The sequence below is a fragment of the Slackia sp. genome (assembly GCF_977041755.1).
This window is the reverse complement of the sequence record NZ_CDRRGL010000005.1, coordinates 20,150-36,744: the sequence shown is the minus strand read 5'-3', so window position 1 is coordinate 36,744 and position 16,595 is coordinate 20,150. Positions and strand designations below refer to the sequence as shown.

The following is a 16,595-nucleotide window of genomic DNA, read 5'->3' as shown; positions in this document are numbered from 1 at the left end:
AATGCCTGGAAGGGGCTTTCATATTCCGAATCGGCGATTCACATCGCGATGGCCCAATTCGGAATATGCGGCGCAGCGACCTCGATTGCCTATGAAGCGTGCGGTTTGAAACGAAGCTTCGAAGGGGTATCATGGTAGAACGACAAGGCCTTGAGGGGAGCCTTGAATATCTGGGGGGATAAAATGTTTGAGAATATACGAGAGTTCCGCGTCCTTGCCAAAACGCTGAACTTCAATACCGCAGCCGATCAGCTCCATATCTCGCAGCCCACCCTCACCCGCCATATCGCATCGCTCGAACAGGAGCTCGGGTTTCGCCTGCTCAATCGCAACCCGATGGCCCTTACAGCTCAGGGCCGCTACTTCCTTTTGGGCTGCGACGAGGTTTTGTCGCGATACGACGAGGTTGTCAGGCAATGCAAGGTTATAGCCCGCAAGTCGTCCGAAGCGATTCGCCTCAATATGCCACTATCCAGCAACAGCATTTGGGGAGACATATTCTATCGAGCCGTTCCGGAATTCGCCCGCAGCTTCCCCGATACGCCCGAGCCTTACTTCGTTCACGATGATTTCTCGTCAATTGGGCAATCGATTGCGTCAGGATCGGCCGACGTCGGAATCGTATTCCGACCTCCGGACGAAGATCTGCCCGATTGCATGTGCGAGAAAATCGCCGAATTGCCTTTGGCCGTATTTTTCAGCAAAAGCAACCCCTTGAAGGAAAAGGACGCGCTTCGATTCGAGGACCTCGACGGCCAATACCTGCTTTGTTCGTCGAACGCGAAACTCCAAACCGTGTTCGACGGGGCCATCGATGCGTTGGGTCGCAACGGCGTTCGGCCAAAATGCCGTTATCGCGATTTCACCGACTTCGATATGGTCGGGTTCATTTTGGAAGACGACGAAATCGTGTTCGGCAATGCGGCAAACATGCTCGATCCCAATGTGAGCGCGAAACTCGAAGGCCGCCCCATAGACAATGGCTGTGCACGCTATCCGATCTATGTCATGTATCGCAAGCATCCCGAACGAGAAAAAGTCGCCGATTTCGTGGCGATATGCAAACGCCTCGCAACCGCAATTCAAGCCGAGAATTAACGCGGACGGCGAAGCGGTTGAATAAAATTCGGAAAACCGTAGATTCGAGCGCTTGTAGGAGCAATTGCGATGACGCATTGGCCGCAAAGCCATACAATGGCTCGTGCAACCTTCCTTCACGCTAGGCCATTCCATGGATACATCTACCAACAATACGCGCTTCGCAAACTCAGGATGCGTCGAGGCTCAAACGGCGAACACGCCCACCGCCATCCAAGTCATTTGGAGCCACTGCGCCGCCAACTGCGGGGGCCGATGCGCACTGCGCTTCGAGGTCGAAGACGGGCGCGCCGTGGGCGTTGGCTCGTGCCCGGCGAGCGCGCCCGACGGCACGCCCCTGCCCCAAGCGTGCGTGCGCGGGCGCCGCATGCTCGCCTGGGCTCAGACCCCACTGCGCCTGAAATGGCCGCTCAAACGCACGGGACCGCGTGGATCGGGCCTCTACGAGCGCATCACGTGGGACGAGGCAATCGATATCGCATCGAGTAAGCTGCGCGATACCATCGGCCGCTACGGAAACGACGTCGTCTTCATCGCCTACGGCACGAACGCGAACTGCACCACCGCGCGCCCCTTCAACAGGCTCATGAACTGCCTGGGTGGCTACCTATCGCACTACAACGACTACTCATGCGCGCAGGCCACCTGGGCCGCGAAATACTGCTTTGGAATGAAACCCGACGACGGCAGCTCCTTTGAACAGGCGTTTTCGGCCGACCTCGTAATCGCCTTCGGCGCGAACCCCGTTGTCGCAAACGACGGCGGCGCAAACATTGGCGCGCAATGGCGACGCCTGGCAAAGCAAGAGGGCACGCGCATCATCGTCATTGACCCGCGCAAGACCGAATCGATCATGGGCAACGTCGAATGGCTGCCCATCACGCCGGGAACCGATGCGGCGCTTGTGGCGGCAATTGCATGGGAGCTTATCCAGAAGAATGCCGTTGACCTGGACTTTCTGCATGCATACTGCGTCGGCTTCGACGAGGCGACCATGCCGGAAGCTTTCCGCGGCAAGCATATGTCGTATCACGACTACGTGACGGGCGAAGGCTATGACCGCACTGCGAAAACGCCCGAATGGGCCGAAGGCATGTGCGGCATTGCGGCGAGCGACATTCGCTCGCTTGCGCGCAGCATCGCGAACGCCCGGCGCCTCCACGTGTTGTCGGGTTGGGGTCCACAGCGGCGCAGCAACGGCGAATGGAGCGCCTGGGCGGCCATGGCGCTGCCGTGCCTCGTCGGCCACGTCGGCCTCGAAGGCACGTCAAACGGCCTGTACCCCTGGCACCACCGCGTGCTTTCGAGCTCGCTTCCCGCAGGGCAAAACCCCGTGGCGGCGAGCATCCCCGTGTTCGAGACCATTCATGCCATTGAGCATGGCGAGGAAATGACCGCCGAAAACAGCGGCATTCGCGGCGCGTCCCGCCTTGAACACGGAATCAAATATCTCATCAACTACGCGGGCAACAGCCTCACCAACCAGCATTCAGACGTGCGTCATTCCCATGAAGTGCTCGCCGACGAGAGCAAATGTGAGTTCATTTTGGGCATCGACACCGTGATGTGCGATTCGCTGAAATACGCCGACATCATATTCCCCGATCTGCTGCGCATCGAGCAGCAATCGCAAACCTCGGGCGGCGCCGATTGGGGGCATATCGTGACGGGGCGGCCCGTGCCCACCGCGCGTGACGAGCAGAAAAGCGCCTATGAAATGGCGCGCCTCATGGCGCGAAGGCTTGGCGTGGAGCAAGAATTCACGCTGGGCCGCACCGAAGGCGACTGGATTCGCGTGCTCTACGACGAAGCGCGCGAACAACAGCCCGAACTTGGCCTTCCCGAATTCGACGAGGCGCAGCGCGCCGGCATCGTGAGCGTATGGCGCGGACCGCATGTCGCGCTTAAGGCGTTCCGCGAATCGCCCGACGAGCATCCGCTTGCGACCGCGTCGGGCAAAATCGAGCTTTTCAGCGAAGCGATCCTGCGCGACACGGCTGGCTGGGACCTGCGCGAGGGCGACACGCTCGCGTGTCTTTCAACCCTCGCGCCCATTCCCGCCTACATTCCCGAATGGACGGAAGCGGGCATTCCCAATGCCGAAATGCCGCTGCGGCTCACGGGTTTTCACGACCGCGCGCGCATCCATTCGAGCTGGGGATTCGACGAGAAGCTGAAATCGATGTTTCCGCAGGTGGTATGGATGAATACGAGCGATGCGAACAAACGAGGCATCGCCGATGGGGACAAAGTGCTCGTGAGAAATTACCAGGGCGAGCTGTGCCTGCCGGCGAAGCTCACGAGCGATATTGTCGAAGGGACCGTAGCGATTTCACAAGGTGCCTGGTACGATGCGCGGCGCGTTAACGAGCGCGAGGTCGACTTCGGGGGCTGCATCAACACGCTTACCGTGTATCGCCCCTCGCCGCTCGCCAAAGGCAACCCGCAGCACACCAATGTCTGCCGCGTAACGAAGCTCGAAGCGGAGTAACCGCGCAACCGGAAACGCGCCGAGGGATCGACGTCGTTGACAACAAAGGCCACGCTAGAAACGCTGAAATCCAGGGGGTCTGAAGCGACAGTGTCAAAAGCAAAGTTTAAGATTGTGAAGCGGCTGTCCCGAAAGTGAAGCGTACAGGGAACGCCGTTTCTCGAACTCGCGCACGATAACGCACGACAAGGCCCCCTCCATCGAGAAGAACCGCATGAATTGGCCAACGCCCGCCCCCCAGATGAAAGCTGTCTAAAGGAACAACTCGGCTTCCTTGCGAACGTTGCATTCCTTCGCAATGGCGGCCGATGCGATTTTCGCCATAAGGCCATTAACCTTGCGCGCATGAGCGGGACAATCGCACATGCAACGCATGCAGCTTATGCAGGTCTGCGAATCGGCCGTAAAATCATAGGTGGAAATCGCTCGCACGGGACACGCCGTCGCCAAACCAGCACACGCGATCGTTCATGGGAATGGTCATTTCCTCGATGGGGCCGAATGTGCCGTTGTAGTAGCCGAGATTATCCATAATCGGGCGCTTCCTTCCAAGCAAATGCCGTAATTTGGGAACAAAAAAGGAGGGGGCATGCGCACCCCTCCCAGAGGGCCGGTCGCCGTCTCGCAACCGGCCCCGTTGCGGGGAGATACCGCCGGCGAATTACTTCTCGTCGTATTGCGGAATCTCGGTGTCGTCAACCTCGTCGAGGTTGCCGTCGTAGACGTAGTGCTTGGTCTCGCGAGCGATGATGGCGGAAAGGCCGAGCACTGCGATGCAGTTCGGGATCGCCATAAGGGCGTTCATCACGTCGGCGAAGTTCCACACCACCGAGCTCAGATTCGAAACCGCAGCGCTGCCGGTTGCGTCGCCGACCATCATGCAGCCCCAGAAGACGAACAGCAGAAACACGATGTAGTACGGGAGCACGGCCTTCTTGCCAAGCAGGTAGCTGATGGCGCGGTTGCCGTACTGGCTCCAACCGAGGATGGTGGAGTAAGTGAAGGTCAACAGGCCAACGAGCAGCGCCAACGGGCCGAATACGGGAATCTTCTCGAAGGCCGCGGTGGCAAGGCCAGCGCCCGAAGAGATGGTGCCATTCGCGATGGCGGTGGAAAGCTCGGGGTTGGCGAGCAGCGTGGTCATGAGCATGAGGCCCGTGAGCAAGCAGACGACGACGGTATCCCAGAACGTGCCGGTCATGGAAACGAGCGCCTGGCGAGCGGGGTTCTTCGTCGTAGCGGAAGACGCGACGAGCGGAGCGGAGCCCATGCCCGATTCGTTGGAGAAGATGCCGCGCTTGAAGCCGAACTGCAAAGCCAGGGTGACCGTGGAGCCAACCGCGCCGCCGGCGGCGCCGGCCGGGGTGAAGGCGCCCACGATGATCTGACGAATGGCCTCACCAAGGTACTGGCCGTTCAGGCCAATAATGATGATGCAGCACACCACGTAGAAGATGGCCATGACGGGAACGAGCTTCTCGCACACACGGGAAATCGACTTGATGCCGCCCAGAATGACGATAGCCACAAGCGCCACGACCACGATGCCGACGAGCCACTGCGGAATGGCCGCGCCGTCGATGAGCGACGTGTTGTACAGCGCATCGGCGAGCGAGTTCGACTGGGTCGAAGCGCCAATGCCAAACGCGGCCAGCGACGCGAACAGGGCAAACAGCACAGCAAGCACGCGGCCGAGCTTCTTGTTCTTGAAGCCGCGCTCGAGCGCGTACATCGCGCCGCCGAGCATCTTGCCGGAGTGGTCTTTCACGCGGTACTTCACGCCGATGAAGACCTCGGAGTACTTGGTGGCGATGCCCAAAATACCGGTAATCCACATCCAGAAGATGGCGCCCGGGCCGCCGAACAGAAGGCCCGTGCCCACGCCGACGATGTTGCCCGTGCCGATGGTGGCAGCGAGCGCCGTGGTGAGCGCGCCGAACTGGGTGATATCGCCGTCGGCGTCAGACGGGTCGTCCTTGGTGACCGACAGCTTAATGCCAGTGCCAAGCTTGCGCTGGATGAAGCCGGTGCGAATCGTCATGAAAATGTGCGTGCCAAGCAGCAGCAAAATCATGATGGGGCCCCACACGAAGCCGTCGACGGCGTCGATGACGTCAAGCGGACTCGTGGCCGCGGCCAAGCCTTCGCCCAAACTCGTAAATGGCGTTATGAAAAACGATGTAAGGAAGTCTTCCATAGCACTGCCTTTCCCTCGGGAAAGCGTGCGCGTTGGAGAGCCATAAGGGGGGAATCTCTCCAACGCGAGCGCTTTCTTTCTCTTTCGATGAGGGAAATGCTACGGGAGATGTTTTTCAGGCACGTTTCAAGTCGCGTAACAGCGTGTATCTCAGAGTTAAAGGGACGTTACGCGCCCGCGAACGGACGTGGCACCAACGAAACGGGCCGCTTCTCATTTCCCCGCAATCGAAGAAATGGGAAGCGGCCCGCAATAAGCCTATCCACGTCTCGAAAGATTCAGCGCCATAGGCGAGCAGCGGCGCGCCATGGGCGACCTGTCAATAGGCACGGCGCGTCCCTCAGCAAACCGCCTACGTGAACAGCCACAACAGGTCGTTTTCGCTGGGGTCGGCCCACTCCGATTCGTCGATGCACCACGTGCCGCCGACTTTCTCCAAGTCGACCGTCAAAAACAGCTCATAGCCCATTTCGGCATTCTCGCATGCGTTCGAAAGGGCCTCTTGCGCGTCGACTCCATCTGCGATGGCGTAGCACACTTCCCTCGCGACATCGTAGCTGCGGCAGGAATTCGCGTAGTAATACACCGTCGCCTCGTCAGCTTCGTCGTCGACGTACACCCAGTCGACTTCATACACGAGCGATCGCATGGCCCAATCGGCATACGCGTCGGCATCAAGGCCGAGGGAAGCGGCCGACTCACCCGTGTAGCCCAAAATGCAATCGGCGAAATCGTCGGCGATGGCCGCGCGCACAACCTCGTCGTCGCCCGTCGCCACGCTGCCAAGGCGGCTGGTCGCCACATCGAACGCCGCCTTCTCGTCGTCGGTTTCGGGAGCATATACCTCGTGGTCGGAGCCGATGACCTCGGTATCGTCGGTGTCGCCATATGTAGGGGCCTGTTCATCGAAAAGCGAATCAAACACGGCAATGGCGCCCAAAATAACCGTGAAGGCAACGCACGCCGTCGCGATAATGCCCGCGACAACCGCGGGAGACTTGCCCTTGGACCTCGAAGCGGCCTTGCTCTGAGCCGCCCTTTTGCCCGCGCCTTCGAAATTCGGAGGCGGCGGCGGGGTTGGCGCAGAGGATGGGCCCGCATTGCCAGCGGGCGCGCTGAAAGGCGAATCTTGGGAAGAAGGCTGATTGGGCCAGTCAGGCTGGCTCGAACGAGAGGAATCGCCAGACTGAGCAAGACGAGCGGGATGGGCGGAGCAATCCGCTTGCTCAGAAGACGCCTTCGGCTCCACGACCGGCGCAGAAACGCCGCCTTCTGCCGGCTCGCCGAACGGATCTTGCGCGCGATTCTTGTATGCCTTCGTCGATGAGGAAATATCCCACGGCATCGTGGGGTCGCCCGCGTTGAACGGGCTCTCGTTCGCACGCTTATCGTTTTTCTTATCGCCCCAGGCCATGCGCGCCTTCCCTTCCGTCGCGTTGTACGGCATTCCGAACGCTTGCGCAATCGGAACAGCTACAAAAAGTATACGACACTAAGAAGCGATCCCACGGCGCATGGGGCACATTAAACGGGGCAATTGCGGCATCGCGCAACGAAGCCGCAAACGAGAACCGCCGCCCCACAAGCACACCCAGTGCCGGCGAACGGCGAGCGTACGGTCAAAGCGCTATTGCCTCCTACATCATGGCGCTTGAAACCGCAGCGCTCATCGCGCTCGCCATTACGCTCCACCTCGCGAAGCGCTAGGAGCTCGACAAAAGCGTACAACGGGCGGAAGGGCGAATACCAAACGCGCGCACGAATCGAGCACCGGCTAAAAGCAACCTTCGCATGCACCAGCCAAAAGGCTTTCTGCGGAACTTGTTGACATATCAACAAGTTTATGGTCAACTTCCACATGTTGATTTGTCAACATCAATCATCTGGAAAGGCGCCATGGAAGACCGATTCGAGACATTCACCATTCTCATAAGCCGAATCAATCGCAGCATTCGCAAAATCAAAAACCAGGAAATGGCCGATTGGGGGCTGAAAAGCATCCATGTGTCATGCCTGCACTACTTGCGTTCGCAGGGAAGCCTTACCGCGGCCGAGCTGTGCGAGCGCTGCGAAGAAGACAAGGCAGCTGTGTCGCGCGCGATTGACCATCTGAAGTCGGAAGGCTTCATCGAAGCCTCGACCAATGGCGCCAAGCCCTACAAGTGCCCGCTCGTGCTCACCAAGAAAGGCGAGCAGGCCGGCGACGCGATTGCGCAGAAAATCGCGACGGTGCTTCGGGAAATCGACGACAGCCTCACCGATGAGCAGCGCGCGGCGTTCTACCAAAGCCTCACCGCCGTGAGCAATCGCTTGGGCGCCATCGCGCGCACCGCTCAGTCAACCACCGCCCCCAAGAAAGAGTAATGCCATGTTCTTCCTCAAAAAAGCCTGCTGCCGCGTCTTTCAAATCGGCTTTCGCGCCGTGCTCCCGGTGCTCCCCTACCGCGAGCCCGAAATCATTCGCTCGTGCGCCGATTTGGGTCGCGTTCTTGAGAAGGAGCACGCGCGCACCGTACTCGTCGTGACCGACCGCGGCATCGTGGAAAACGGCCTTACCGCACCGCTCGAAGCGGCGCTGCGCGACGCGCGCGTGAACTACGCCGTGTACGACAAAACCCAGCCCAACCCCACCGTTGACCAGGTTGAAGAAGCCCTTGAGCTCTACCACCAGCGCCAATGCACCGCGATTATCGCGATTGGCGGCGGCTCGTCGATGGACTGCGCCAAAGCCGTAGGCGCGCGCGTCGCATACCCGAACAAGCCGCTCTCGCGCATGAAAGGCGTTCTGCGCGTGCTCAAGGCAACGCCCCCGATTATCGCCATTCCCACCACCGCGGGCACGGGCAGCGAAGTCACCTTGGCCGCCGTGATTACCGACGGCCACGAGCACCACAAATACGCGATCATGAGCTTCCCGCTTATTCCCCACTACGCCGTGCTCGACGCGCGCCTCACCTACACGCTGCCGCCACACCTTACCTCCACCACGGGCATGGACGCGCTCACGCATGCCGTGGAAGCCTATATCGGCAGGTCAACCACCAAGCAGACGCGCGAACTCGCCCTCGACGCGACCAAGCTGATATTCGGGAACATCCAGCACGCCTATGAGCATGGCGACGACCACGAAGCGCGCGAGAACATGCTGCACGCCGCGTACAAAGCGGGCATCGCGTTTTCCATGTCGTACGTGGGCTACGTGCATGCCATCGCCCACTCGCTCGGCGGCCAATACGGCGTGCCCCACGGCCTGGCCAACGCCGTGATTCTGCCCTATGTGCTCGAAGCGTACGGCGAGGCGGCACACAAAAAGCTTCACCAGCTCGGCATGGCTGCGGGCGTATGCGATGCGACCGATTCCGACGCTGAAGGCGCAGCGAAGTTCATCGCGGCGATCAAGGAACTCAACGCGAGCATGAACATCCCTGAGAAAATCAGCGGCATCAAGCGCAACGACATCGCACACCTGGCCCATACGGCCGAGCGCGAGGCGAACCCGCTCTATCCCGTTCCCAAGCTCATGACCGAGCGCGAACTAGCCGCCCTCTATGAAGAAATCGCAGATTGGAACGAATAATGACCGGCGAAGAAATACAAGCACTCCTCGGTGCGCAGCGCACCTTCTTCAACAGCGGAGCCACGCTTTCCGTTGATTTCCGCATCAAGAGCTTGCGCAGGCTCTACGACGCCGTGAAGGCACACGAGGGCGACATTCACGCGGCGCTCACGGCCGATTTGGGCAAGAGCGCCTACGAGGGGTTCATGTGCGAAAGCGGCCTAGCGCTCACTGAAATTTCCTACATGATTAAGCACACGCGCAAGCTTGTGCGCCGCACAACCGTGCGCACGCCGCTCGCGCAATTCGCCTCGCACAGCTTCACGCAGGCGGTGCCCTACGGCAACACGCTCATCATGAGTCCGTGGAACTACCCGTTCCTGCTGACCATCGACCCGCTCGCCGACGCCATCGCCGCAGGCAATACCGTTATTTTAAAGCCGAGTGCCTATTCGCCGGCGACCAGCGCGATTATCGAGCGCATTGTCGAGGAATGCTTCGCGCCCGAGCACGTGGCGGTTGTCACGGGCGGCCGTGCGGAAAATACCGCGCTGCTCGAGCAGAAATTCGACTTCATCTTCTTCACGGGAAGCCAGAACGTGGGCAAGGAAGTGCTGCGCCACGCCGCCGAATTCCTCACGCCTGCCGTGCTTGAACTGGGCGGGAAAAGCCCCTGCATCGTGGACGCAAGCGCGAACATCGAGCTTGCCGCCAAGCGCATCGCGTTTGGCAAGTTTTTGAACTGCGGCCAGACATGCGTGGCGCCCGATTATGTGCTCGTCGAGCGCAGCGTGCACGATAAGCTCGTCGCCGAGCTGGCAAAGCAGGTTGAACGCCAATTCGGCGCAACGCCGCTCGAGAACGCCGACTACGGCAAAATCGTGAACCAGAAGCACTTCGAGCGCCTGTGCGGGCTTATCGATGAGGGCAAAGTGGTGCACGGCGGCGCGCGCGACGCCCAAAGCTGCCGCATCGCGCCCACGATTATGGACAGCGTTGTGGCGAGCGACGCGGTTATGGGAGAAGAAATTTTCGGGCCGATTCTGCCCGTTCTTACGTTTGAGGCGTTTGACCAGGTGGCGCAAGGCCTCAAAGGCAAAGCGAAGCCGCTTGCCGCGTATTTATTCTCGAGCGACAAGGGTCACATCGACCGCTTCACGCACGAGCTGCAATTCGGCGGCGGCTGCATCAACGACGTCGTCATTCACCTGGCGACAAGCGAGATGGCGTTCGGCGGCGTAGGCGAAAGCGGCATGGGCGGCTACCACGGCAAGCGCGGGTTCGAGGCGTTTTCGCACGTCAAATCGATTGTCGACAAGAAAACGTGGCTCGATTTGCCCATGCGCTACCAGCCGTATTCAAGCGCGCTCTACGAAAAACTGCTGCACGTGTTCTTGCGATAGCATCGCGCGCCCAAACGCTGCGGGCCTCGCGCATCTTCCGCGCGAGGCCCGCTTTTTCTTTCTGGGCTTTTCTTCGCCTATGCCGCGTTCTTGCGCGACGGCTGACTATTCGTCGCCTTCGACTTCCTCTTCCTCGACGTCAATGAATTCCAAATCGGCGTGCAGATTGAGCCAATCGAGGGCGTCTTCGATAACGGCATCCTTATCGTATTCGTTGAAGATCTCGTGATAGAGGCCGGCGTAAATGCGAAGGCTCTTATCCCACGAGGCGATTTGCTCGTAGAGCTCAAGGCTGTCTTTCGGGGCCACCAGACCGTCGTCGCCGCCATGCAGGATGAGCACCGGGTCAACGAAGCGGCTCGCGTTCTCGCGCATCCACGCATGACCCTTATGCAGCGCGCGGAACAGGCCGAATGACATTTCTTTAATGACATAGGGGTCGGCCATGTATGCCTCGCCCACCGACGGGTCGGAACATACGCCGTCGCCCAGCTCATTGGGCATGTAGGCCAAATCGGGGGCGTCGGCTTCAACCGCGCCTGTGCCCAGGCCCTTATTGTCGCGGGTCCATGCGCCCGAGAGCACGTAGCCGTCGACCTTGCCCGGATGCAAGTGCCCGTAAAGCGCCGCGCCGTAGCCGCCCATGGAATGGCCCACGATGAACAGCGGGGCCTCGGGGTTTTCGGCAATCGCGCGATCGACCACGACATCGATGTCTTTCGCGATTTCATCGAAAGCGGAATAGAAGACCTTGGTGCCCTTCGAACGGCCATGGCCGCGATGGTCGAATCGATACACCGAATAGCCCTGCGCGTTCAGGCGCATAGTGAGATAGTCGTAGCGGCCTTGATGCTCACACAAGCCGTGCACGATAACCACCACGCCGCGCGAATCGGCCACCGAGTCGGTTTTGCCGTAGAGTTCCGTGCCATCAAACGACTCGAACATGTATTCCTGCACCATGGGATTCCTTTCTCCCGTCGAATACCCGAGACCTGTTAAATGCTCGTAGCGTTTAGCAGGTCTCGCGAAAACGCGCAACGCGCCTGCTTGAATTATACGGCGCGCCGCGATGCGACCCGGCGGAAAACGGCAGGTGAAATAAGTTCTTTTGCATTCATTCGAGGCGTCAAAAGCCTGGTTCGCCACAGCTGGCGCAACATAGACGCCAAGGGAAGCTCGCCCCTGCGCCGCAATGCACCAAAAACCTGTTAAACGCTACGAGCATTTAACAGGTTACGACTCATAGATGATGGAGCCCAAACGTGACGCATCAAAGCCCAGGGCCTCGAGCTCGCGACGCACGCGAGGGTCATCGCCCAGGCGCTTGGCTGCGCGCACGAGCGAACGCGTGCGCTCGCTTTTCTTCACCACGATATCGATCCACTCGTTTTGCATGGGAAGGAAATCGACGCCTAAGGTCGCCTGCGCGAGGTTCGAAGTGCCCACGCCCGCTTCGGCCGCGCCCTTGGCCACGAACGCCGCCACCGCATCGGGAGAGGCGACTTCGCGATCGTAGCCGCGCACCGATTCGGGACGCGCCTCGAGCTCGCACAGCACTTCGTCGAGCAGCACCCGCATAGCTGAGCCGCGGGCGACGTTCACGAGCGACGCATCGCGCGTGAGCAGGCTTCCCCACGAATGCAGGTGCTTGGGATTGCCAGCCTGCACGATAAGGCCCACACTTCGACGGGCAACGCGCACCACCGACACCGGAACGCCAGGCGCAAGGCGCTGCACATACGGAATGTTGTATGTGCCCGATTTGCGGTCGAACAGATGCACAACGGCGGCATCGGCGCGGCCCAGATACAAATCGACAAGCGCGAGATAGCTTCCCAGATAAGCCCGAGAACAGGGAAAGCCCTTGCCAGAAATCGCATGGGCGATAATGTCGCCCGAAATATCGCCGCCCGAAATAACGAAGGGATCGGCGGCGGGAGCTATCTCGGGAATAGCCGCCGCATAAGGAGAGGAAGGGGTCGCGGCAGATGCGGGCGCAACGGGAATGGGGCCCGTCGAGGCTGGCGAGCCGCCCGTTTTCGACGCTTCGATGTAGCGCTCGACATCGGCGCGCGTGAAACGCAGCTTGCGACCCACACGATACGACGCAAGCTCGCCCGATTTCGCAAGCGAGTACACGGTGTTGCGACCCACGCCGAGCAACGCCGATACGTCTTCGACTTGCAATGCCTCGTCTTCGCGCACGAAAGCCCCTTTTCTCATCAAAACTGTTCTCGATTATAGATTATTCGGAACAAGAAATAATAAGGAAAAAGAAAAGGCGGACCGAAGACCACCTTTCGCTCGACACGAACTTGATGGTGGCGCGCTAATCGCGCCTTTCGTCACGCAATCTGATTCACAACCACGGACGGCCAGGCAAAGCATTCGTTATGCAAGGCGGCTAAGAAGCAAGCGGGAGTGTCAATCGCGCCCCATGCCACCCATGTGCATTGCAGCGCAGATTGCCCAAGGTGCACTTGACCTATTCCACGCCCACCATAACGTCGGTCGACTTGATGATGGCAACAGCCTTCTCGCCTTCGGCCAGGCCGAGCGACTCGATTGCCTCGTTGGTGATGGAGCCGATGACCTTGTTGCCGTCGGCGAGCTCGAGCGCGACATGGCCGTTCACAGCGCCTTCTTTAATGGAAGCGATGGTGCCCACGAGCTGGTTGCGCGCGGAAATGTTCTTGATGGGCTCGCTGCCTGCGGCGAACATCACGTTGGAAGCCTTGATGATGGCGAATGCCTTTTTGCCCTCGGCGAGTTCGAGGCCCTTGATGGACTCCATGGTGATGTCGGCCTTAATGGCATAGCCCTCGAAGTCGATAGCCACAACGCCGTTCACAGAGCCTTCGACAACGCTGGAAATGGTACCTTCGAACTGGTTGCGTGCAGAAATCTTCATGCGGGCACTCCTCACTTGTTTGATGTATGCGCTTAGGAGCCGAAGCATTGCGAATGCCTTGATGCCCGAGCTCACGTTTCTTGACGCTTCGATAATCGCACATCACTGACACCAAGGAAACGTCGCACCGAAATCGTCATGCCGCTCGACCCCGTTCGCCTCACTTCATATCAAACCGCACTCATTTACGCGCCGCAAATCCATTTGCCCTCGGCGTCCACATAGTCGCCGTCGATCCACTTCGAAGATTGCATGACGCCCGATTCATCGAAGTAGTAGCACGAGCCGTTGATCCATTTTCAGCCCGTAGTCATAACGCCGGCATCATACCGACCATTATGGAGACGCCCCCTGGTCAAATATCTACGACGAAAAAAAGCGCGGCGCAGCTAAGAGGAGCCCTGTAATTGTCGACTATTTTCTGCATAGGTGACAATCTGCCCTCCGTAAAACCATGAAAGACTACAATGACTATGCAAATTACTCCGAGAGACGAAACCCCTCCTTCAGGGAGCCATACGAAGAACCCAACAAACCCTAGACAATGGTGAAATATATGCAGTCTTCCAAGCAACGACGCGACTTTATCGACGTGACCAAATTCGCCCTCAGCATTCTGATTGTGGTCATCCATATCAGCCCTATCGAATCCCTAAACCCCGTCTTACGCCCATTCCTAAGAACAGCGGTCCCCTTATTTTTCCTTATTTCCGCCTATCTTTTCTTCAAGAAATATGGGGAAGCAGAAACCATCGAAAAGAAAATCGCTAGAATCGAGCGCTACGTCAAACGCAACCTGCAGCTCTATTTCTTCTGGCTCATAGTATTGGGGTTATGTTTCAAAAAGTGTGTCCTTTTTGATGCCGTCTCGCCAGGTGAGCCCGCATAAACAAGCCTCCCATATTGCCCCGGCCCAATTTCAAGGTGTTTCGGAAAGTGTGTCCGAGATCCCCTTGACACGCCTGGTCAGGCATCATTTTTCGGCAAGGAAATTGCCGAGAGACGGGAACCGGGCGTGAACAATCCGAAATGCCCCACCTGCGGGGCCAAGATGAAGGGCAACGGGAAGACGAAGGCCGGCAGGCGGAGGTGGCGCTGCCCCGAATGCGGGGCGTCGAGCGTGCGCAGGCACGACAACGCCGCGAAAGCCCTCGCGGCGTTCCTCAGGTGGCTGCTGTCCAAAGACGCCATAGCCGACCTCGGGACGAGCAGGGCGACCTTCTGGCGGAAGACGGCGTGGATATGGAGGATCTGGCCGATAGCCCCGGCGACGGGCGAGGTCCACGACGTGGTGTTCCTTGACGGCATCTGGCTGCGCAGGAAGGCCGTGGTGCTCGTCGCGGTCGCTGGCGGCCACGTCGTCGGATGGCATCTGGCGCAAAGCGAGTGCGCGAGCGCGTGGGCGGCGCTGATGCTGCGCATGCCGCCGCCCAAGATGCTCGTCTCGGACGGCTCCCCGGGGCTCGCCAAGGCGGCGTCCGCCGTATGGCCTGGGACGAGGGTCCAGCGCTGCACGTTCCACGCGGCCGGCCAGGTCAAGCGCTGCACGACCCTGAGGCCCAAGATGGAGGCGGGGGTCGAGCTCCTCGGGATCGCCAACAGGCTCATGGGCGCCAAGGACGCCGACTCTGCCGTCGAATGGCTCCTCGAGTACAACGCGTGGTGCGTCAAATGGGCGTCCTTCCTCAAGGAGTTCACCGTGAAGGACGGCAGGAAGGCCTATACCCATGAGCGCCTGCGCAAAGCCAGGCGCAGCCTGAACGGGCTCGTCAGGGAGGGCACGCTGTTCACCTTCGTCGAGATGCAGCGGGAGCACGGCGGGGAATGGCCGTCGACGAACAACGCCGTCGAAAGCGTCAACGCGAGGCTCAGGGACATGCTGCGCCATCACCGCGGCCTGCCGCTGATGCACCGGATAAAGGCGATCTTCTGGTGGTGCTACATGCATACGGAGAGCCCTCTGCCGCCCGCGGAAATCATCCGCGTCATGCCGACCGACGACGACGTGGACGGGCTGTTCGCGGCGGCTTCGCCGGGCAAGGGGCGGGACGACGGCGCGCCCGAGGAGTACGGCGCCGGGATAGTCTGGAGCGAATTCCACATGCCGACGGATTACAGGCAGTGAATAATTAAATCAGACACACTTTTTGAAACATAACCCTAGTATTGCTTATTCCGACGCTCTCTTACAGGCAATGGTTTAGCGACGGCCTCCTCTCCGGCCTTTTCTGGGCCCTTCATTCCTTTTTGTTCGGAAGCACATTCATCGCCTCTTGGTACATTATGGCAAGCATTATTGCCACATTGATCATCGTGGTTGCCTCAAGATACCTTGGAAATAAAACGATTCTGCTGCTTTCAGCGATCCCTTACCTTGCTTGTTGCGCAATGAGCAACTATGGAGCATCACCTTTGGTGGCGCCCCACTACGACACGCTTTGCTACGCATTTGGATCCAATGATTACAACTCGTTCTGGGTTGCCATTTTCTGGATAGCCGCCGGCAAATGCATCGCCGACAATGAACTGCGCCTTTCGAAAGTGAACACTTCTTCCCTTTTGGCAATAATGCTTGTCGGGCTAGGCGCTATCTATATCGAGCAATTCTTCATTCTTGCAAACCAATGGTCCTATGCCGACGACTGCTACCTTGGACTTGCCATCTTCTGCATCCCGGCTTTCATATTGTCTCTGAGGGTCAACGTCAGTTGCAAATATGCGGCATTCTTGCGAAATGCAAGCATTGTCACGTACTGCCTTCATGACAATCTGAACTACGCCATCATGCGCTTTACGCCGTTTTCGCCAACCCCTCTTGAAACCTTCTTCATCGTGCTTGTGGCTTCGTGGCTTCTAACGGCGCTGATAATGAAAATGGAAAAGAACGAACACCTCAGCTGGCTAAAGTATTCCCATTAACTTACCTTGCTGAATAT

15 protein-coding genes are annotated in these 16,595 nt (G+C 59.1%); 8 read left to right on the top strand and 7 right to left on the bottom strand.

Features of this window, described 5'->3' with window-relative positions; all coding sequences use genetic code 11:
• The first annotated feature begins 183 nt into the window (after positions 1–183).
• Together ACWI8T_RS01185 and ACWI8T_RS01180 are read left to right on the top strand one after the other, a co-directional pair.
• A complete protein-coding gene (locus ACWI8T_RS01185) occupies positions 184–1,098 on the top strand; it encodes a LysR family transcriptional regulator (protein WP_449137631.1) in 915 nt (304 codons plus the stop codon).
• Positions 1,099–1,201: 103 nt separating this feature from the next.
• Positions 1,202–3,589 carry a DMSO/selenate family reductase complex A subunit gene (locus ACWI8T_RS01180; protein WP_449137630.1) on the top strand — a complete coding sequence of 796 codons (2,388 nt, stop codon included), beginning with the start codon at positions 1,202–1,204 and terminating at the stop codon, positions 3,587–3,589.
• A 409-nt stretch (positions 3,590–3,998) separates the two neighbouring features.
• On the opposite strand, the gene ACWI8T_RS01175 is transcribed toward ACWI8T_RS01180, so the two are convergent.
• From ACWI8T_RS01175 to ACWI8T_RS01165, 3 genes are all read right to left on the bottom strand, one after another.
• Positions 3,999–4,121, bottom strand: a complete 123-nt coding sequence (locus ACWI8T_RS01175) for a hypothetical protein (protein WP_449137629.1) — start codon at positions 4,119–4,121, stop codon at positions 3,999–4,001.
• 129 nt (positions 4,122–4,250) lie between these two features.
• Positions 4,251–5,663: an alanine/glycine:cation symporter family protein gene (locus ACWI8T_RS01170; protein WP_449137643.1), complete on the bottom strand. Its 1,413-nt coding sequence runs from the start codon at positions 5,661–5,663 to the stop codon at positions 4,251–4,253.
• Between the two features lie 475 nt (positions 5,664–6,138).
• A complete protein-coding gene (locus ACWI8T_RS01165) occupies positions 6,139–7,200 on the bottom strand; it encodes a hypothetical protein (protein WP_449137628.1) in 1,062 nt (353 codons plus the stop codon).
• A 482-nt stretch (positions 7,201–7,682) separates the two neighbouring features.
• On the opposite strand from ACWI8T_RS01165, the gene ACWI8T_RS01160 reads away from it, so the two are divergent.
• The 3 genes from ACWI8T_RS01160 to ACWI8T_RS01150 are packed head-to-tail and all read left to right on the top strand — an operon-like array spanning position 7,683 to position 10,745.
• Positions 7,683–8,150, top strand: coding sequence for a MarR family winged helix-turn-helix transcriptional regulator (locus ACWI8T_RS01160; RefSeq protein ID WP_449137627.1), 468 nt, complete (start codon positions 7,683–7,685; stop codon positions 8,148–8,150).
• A gap of 4 nt (positions 8,151–8,154) precedes the next feature.
• A complete protein-coding gene (locus ACWI8T_RS01155) occupies positions 8,155–9,363 on the top strand; it encodes an iron-containing alcohol dehydrogenase (protein WP_449137626.1) in 1,209 nt (402 codons plus the stop codon).
• On the top strand, positions 9,363–10,745 hold the full coding sequence (locus ACWI8T_RS01150; RefSeq protein ID WP_449137625.1) for an aldehyde dehydrogenase: 1,383 nt from the start codon (positions 9,363–9,365) through the stop codon (positions 10,743–10,745). The genes ACWI8T_RS01155 and ACWI8T_RS01150 overlap by 1 nt, the downstream gene beginning before the upstream one ends.
• A 105-nt stretch (positions 10,746–10,850) precedes the next feature.
• Here the strand turns inward: ACWI8T_RS01150 and ACWI8T_RS01145 are convergent, their stop codons facing one another.
• The 4 genes from ACWI8T_RS01145 to ACWI8T_RS01130 form a co-directional block, all read right to left on the bottom strand.
• Positions 10,851–11,708, bottom strand: a complete 858-nt coding sequence (locus ACWI8T_RS01145; protein WP_449137624.1) for an alpha/beta hydrolase — start codon at positions 11,706–11,708, stop codon at positions 10,851–10,853.
• Positions 11,709–11,981: 273 nt separating this feature from the next.
• A complete protein-coding gene (locus tag ACWI8T_RS01140) occupies positions 11,982–12,953 on the bottom strand; it encodes a substrate-binding domain-containing protein (RefSeq protein WP_281668103.1) in 972 nt (323 codons plus the stop codon).
• 280 nt (positions 12,954–13,233) lie between these two features.
• On the bottom strand, positions 13,234–13,659 hold the full coding sequence (locus ACWI8T_RS01135) for a TOBE domain-containing protein (protein WP_449137623.1): 426 nt from the start codon (positions 13,657–13,659) through the stop codon (positions 13,234–13,236).
• Between the two features lie 185 nt (positions 13,660–13,844).
• Positions 13,845–13,952: a hypothetical protein gene (locus ACWI8T_RS01130; protein ID WP_449137642.1), complete on the bottom strand. Its 108-nt coding sequence runs from the start codon at positions 13,950–13,952 to the stop codon at positions 13,845–13,847.
• A gap of 263 nt (positions 13,953–14,215) precedes the next feature.
• Here ACWI8T_RS01130 and ACWI8T_RS01125 point away from each other — a divergent pair, with 263 nt between their 5' ends.
• The 3 genes from ACWI8T_RS01125 (at position 14,216) to ACWI8T_RS01115 (ending at position 16,578) form a co-directional block, all read left to right on the top strand.
• Positions 14,216–14,548 (top strand): acyltransferase family protein, encoded by a 333-nt coding sequence (locus tag ACWI8T_RS01125; RefSeq protein ID WP_449137622.1) that lies wholly within the window; start codon positions 14,216–14,218, stop codon positions 14,546–14,548.
• A gap of 126 nt (positions 14,549–14,674) precedes the next feature.
• The gene (locus ACWI8T_RS01120; RefSeq protein WP_449137621.1) at positions 14,675–15,784 is read left to right on the top strand and encodes an IS1249 family transposase; all 1,110 of its coding nucleotides are present in this window, start codon (positions 14,675–14,677) and stop codon (positions 15,782–15,784) included.
• A 41-nt stretch (positions 15,785–15,825) separates the two neighbouring features.
• Positions 15,826–16,578 carry a hypothetical protein gene (locus ACWI8T_RS01115; protein ID WP_449137620.1) on the top strand — a complete coding sequence of 251 codons (753 nt, stop codon included), beginning with the start codon at positions 15,826–15,828 and terminating at the stop codon, positions 16,576–16,578.
• Positions 16,579–16,595 lie beyond the last annotated feature (17 nt).